This is a genomic window from Plectonema radiosum NIES-515 (assembly GCF_025753815.1).
In the GTDB taxonomy this organism is placed as follows: domain Bacteria; phylum Cyanobacteriota; class Cyanobacteriia; order Cyanobacteriales; family Nostocaceae; genus Hassallia; species Hassallia radiosum_A.
Window position 1 is genome coordinate 1 of sequence record NZ_JAOWRF010000018.1, and the last position, 3,633, is coordinate 3,633.

General features: G+C 42.3%; 5 protein-coding genes. All 5 read left to right on the top strand.

The window, feature by feature from the left end:
• Positions 1-132: 132 nt before the first annotated feature.
• The 5 genes from OGM63_RS01585 (at position 133) to OGM63_RS01605 (ending at position 3,549) form a co-directional block, all read left to right on the top strand.
• A complete protein-coding gene (locus OGM63_RS01585) occupies positions 133-1,098 on the top strand; it encodes a J domain-containing protein (protein ID WP_263743748.1) in 966 nt (321 codons plus the stop codon).
• Positions 1,098-2,309 carry an ATP phosphoribosyltransferase regulatory subunit gene (locus OGM63_RS01590; protein WP_263743749.1) on the top strand — a complete coding sequence of 404 codons (1,212 nt, stop codon included), beginning with the start codon at positions 1,098-1,100 and terminating at the stop codon, positions 2,307-2,309. The genes OGM63_RS01585 and OGM63_RS01590 overlap by 1 nt, the downstream gene beginning before the upstream one ends.
• 86 nt (positions 2,310-2,395) lie before the next feature.
• A complete protein-coding gene (locus OGM63_RS01595; protein WP_263743750.1) occupies positions 2,396-2,644 on the top strand; it encodes a pyroglutamyl-peptidase I family protein in 249 nt (82 codons plus the stop codon).
• A gap of 4 nt (positions 2,645-2,648) precedes the next feature.
• Entirely contained in the window at positions 2,649-3,047 is a 399-nt protein-coding gene (locus OGM63_RS01600) for a pyroglutamyl-peptidase I (protein WP_263743751.1), read from the top strand.
• Positions 3,048-3,324: 277 nt separating this feature from the next.
• Entirely contained in the window at positions 3,325-3,549 is a 225-nt protein-coding gene (locus OGM63_RS01605) for a ferredoxin family protein (RefSeq protein ID WP_039753205.1), read from the top strand.
• The last annotated feature ends 84 nt before the right edge of the window (positions 3,550-3,633 follow it).

A 3,633-nucleotide genomic window follows, 5' to 3' on the forward strand; every position in this document is an offset into this window, starting at 1 on the left:
CCAAACTCCAAACTCCCCACTCCCCACTCCCCATTCCCCACTCCCCAACAGTGTTAAATTTATAGCCATTTTAGTAAAGCAAAGTACACTAGTAAAATCTAATGGACTGCTTGGTGCAAGGCTTCTCTTTATATGTCTTGGAAAATAGATCGTGGACTGTTTAAATACGATTTCATCGATTATCACGCAGTTTTGTGCGTTCCTGTGGATGCGGATGTCAAAGATATCCGCAAACGCTATCTGAAAATCGCTCGTCGTCTGCATCCTGATAGTAATGCTACCGCTAGCGCTGCTGAGAAACAATTAGCTACTGAGTTGTTGTCAAAGTGGGTTAATCCTGCTTACGAAAAACTGTCAGCCGATCGCACGCGTGCAGAATATATGGTAGTTTTGTCGCAAATGGGCAAACGCTTGGTACAAGAATCGTCTTCGGTGGAATTAAACACTGATTTGGCTAGGCAGTTAGCTTGTGTACCAAATGTGGATCTTGCATATAAAAGTGCAATCTTAAAAATTGCCGAAACTCAATATGACTCTTTAGAAAAAGTACTACAAATCGTTGCTCATATCAGTGAGTTAAATTTAGTTTACTTAATGCGGACTGCGGGTAAATCATTTGCAGCTACTTCACAGCAAGCGGCTCCAAGCAAAATTGACACAAGTGTATCTACCCAAAATAAAGCAACAAATACACCTCCCCCTGCCCCAGTAGCGCCACCAAAAGAAGATTCGGTTGCGATTCAATATTTGCGTCGCGCCCAAGAATTGCTCGGAAAAAATCAATTGGCACAAGCTAGGGTAGAATTGCAAGATGCCATAAAACTAGAGCCGAATAATAGTCGCTGCCATAGTTTGATTGGAGTGGTGTATTTGAAGCAAAATCAAAGCACAATGGCAAAGGTTCACTTTGACCGCGCTCTGCAACTAGACCCCAATGACGAAATGGCATTGAAGGGTAAACGCGTACTAGAACAGGCTTTGGGACAAAAACCAGGTGGTTCTAAAGTGACTTCATCCTCAAATAATGGGGGTAAGCAATCTGAAAAATCTGGCAATGGTGGTTTATTTGGTGGTTTGTTTGGTGGGAAGAAAAAATAATGGTATATCAACCAGCAGCGGGTGCAAGGGATTTATTACCCTTAGATGTAGCTCAAAAACGCTGGATTGAAGATCGGTTACAACAAGTGTTTCACCGTTGGGGATATCATCGGATTATCACCTCAACTTTAGAACGCATGGATACTCTCATGGCAGGAGAAGCAATCGATCGCCGAGGAGTTATTCAATTGCAAAATTCCGAAGATGAAGAATTAGGCTTGCGTCCAGAACTAACAGCCTCAATTGCCCGTACCGCTGTGACACGCATGGCTGGTGTTAGTTATCCGCAACGGTTGTATTATAATGCTAATGTGTTCCGCCGCACCAATGAAAGTAGGCACAATCGTCAGCAAGAATTTTATCAAGCTGGGGTAGAGTTGCTTGGTGGTGGGGGATTGCTGGGAAATGCAGAAGTGCTACTTTTGGTGGCTGATTGTCTAGAAGCGCTTTCTATTTCACATTGGCATTTAATTTTAGGCGAAGCGGGAATCACGCGATCGCTTTTATCGGCTTTTCCCCCAAACTTGCAAGCCACTGTCAGAAGTGCGATCGCTAATTTAGATCGTATTGCTCTCGACAGTTTACCCTTGAGCGATGAACTCAAACAACGCGCCAAAATCATCCTAGATTTGCGCGGAAAACCGGCAGATGTGTTGCAAAAAGTCAGCAATTTAGGTTTAGACACAGAACAGCAAACGGCGGTAAATCATCTCAAATCTCTGGTAGAATTATTAGAATCCAAAGGGGATTTCCCCTTAATTCTTGACCTCAGCTTAATCCAAACCATTGATTATTACACCGGCATTGTGTTTGAAGTTGTCAGTGATACCGAAACCCAAGCGCGGGTTTTAGGACGAGGTGGTCGCTACGACCAACTTTTGGGACTATATCATCCCCAAGGCGAAAACATCCCCGGTATTGGCTTTGCACTGAATATTGAAGATTTATACCAATTATTGCTATTAAATAAGTATTTACCGCAAACCACCCCAGCCAGCAATTATTTGGTAGTACCAGAAACAGCAAATGCAAACGCAGCTGCGTTTGCTTACGCGCAAAAACTCCGCTCTGCTACAGAATTGGTGCGGGTAGAAATCGACTTGGGGGAACGTGATGCTTTATCAATTCGAGAATATGTACGCGATCGCCAAATTGCCCAAATTGTTTGGATCAAAGCTGATGGTTCACCGATGATTGAATTAACTTCGTGACATTGCTACACCATATCTATACTCAGATTGGTGTAGGCTTGTAAAGCCCGATAAGCTATCGCTCATAGTTAGTTAAGAGTACGAGAATGAGAGTTTTACTAACAGGGTTTGAGCCGAATGATGATGGTCTTAATGCATCAGAGTTAATCGTAACTTCTCTGCAAAATAATCCTCCCCAAGAACTTAGTAACTACATCAATTGCATTGACTTTAAAATCATGCCCGCTAATACCAATATACTTGGGCAAATAGTTGAGCAAACTCTTAAAACTTATTCTCCAGATATTTGTATTTTAATTGGGCAAGCACGCGGTTATAACAAACAGGACTTTTGAAAGAATGGCAAAGAACCTGAGACACTTCGTGACTTTGGATAAAGCTGGAAATGCACCCAAGAGCGAGAAGGTTGTACCCGATGGATTTGTAGCATACTGGAGTTCTCTCCCGGAGCAAGAGAGTTTAGTTTCTTTGTTGGAAACTAATAATATTCCAGCCAGGATCTCAAATGATTGTGGAACTCATCTTTGCAATCAAATTTTCTATTCCTTTCTTCACTGGAGAGAAATTCATAAATCTGAGATGAAAGTTGGTTTTGTCCACATTCCCGTATTGCCAGAACAGGTAATCAAGTTTTGGTCAGAGTCCCCATTTATGCCAATGGACATGACCCGTAAAGCTTTATTGCTAATTATCAGCAAGCAGATTCAAATGGTTGATTCAAAAGTGCTTGCGGTCTAACACGACGCTACAGCACGTTGCACTGAACGTGTAATACACTATATATCAATACCGTTGGTGTTAAGCTTGATCGCACGAGTGTAGAGACGCGAAATTTCGCGTCTCTACAGGTCTAAAATCAGTACCAAAAACCTTAACACCAACCGTATTGCACTATATATAATTTGCCGGACATGATATAACTCACTAACTCTAGACTAATAAATAAGTTAAGTATTGTTGCTAGGCTAGGAATAGCTGATTAAATACAGCTATGAGTGATCCAAAGAGGGGAATTATGCCACATACTATTGTTACTAATGTCTGTGAAGGTGTCGCAGATTGCGTCGATGCTTGTCCAGTAGCTTGCATTCATCCGGGACCGGGGAAAAACACCAAGGGAACAGATTGGTATTGGATTGACTTTGCTACCTGCATTGATTGTGGTATATGTCTTCAAGTCTGTCCGGTAGAAGGAGCGATCGTTCCCGAAGAAAGACCGGATTTACAAAAAACGCCATAATAGTTATTAGTCCAGAGTCCATAGTCAATAGTTATTTGACTCGTGACTCTTTGTACAGACGTTCCGACGGAACGTCTCTACCGC

Bases quoted from the DNA above. Each gene is read 5' to 3' on its own strand.
- OGM63_RS01585 (WP_263743748.1), top strand. From the start codon at position 133: ATGTCTTGGAAAATAGATCGTGGACTGTTTAAATACGATTTCATCGAT.
- OGM63_RS01590 (WP_263743749.1), top strand. From the start codon at position 1,098: ATGGTATATCAACCAGCAGCGGGTGCAAGGGATTTATTACCCTTAGAT.
- OGM63_RS01595 (WP_263743750.1), top strand. From the start codon at position 2,396: ATGAGAGTTTTACTAACAGGGTTTGAGCCGAATGATGATGGTCTTAAT.
- OGM63_RS01600 (WP_263743751.1), top strand. From the start codon at position 2,649: ATGGCAAAGAACCTGAGACACTTCGTGACTTTGGATAAAGCTGGAAAT.
- OGM63_RS01605 (WP_039753205.1), top strand. From the start codon at position 3,325: ATGCCACATACTATTGTTACTAATGTCTGTGAAGGTGTCGCAGATTGC.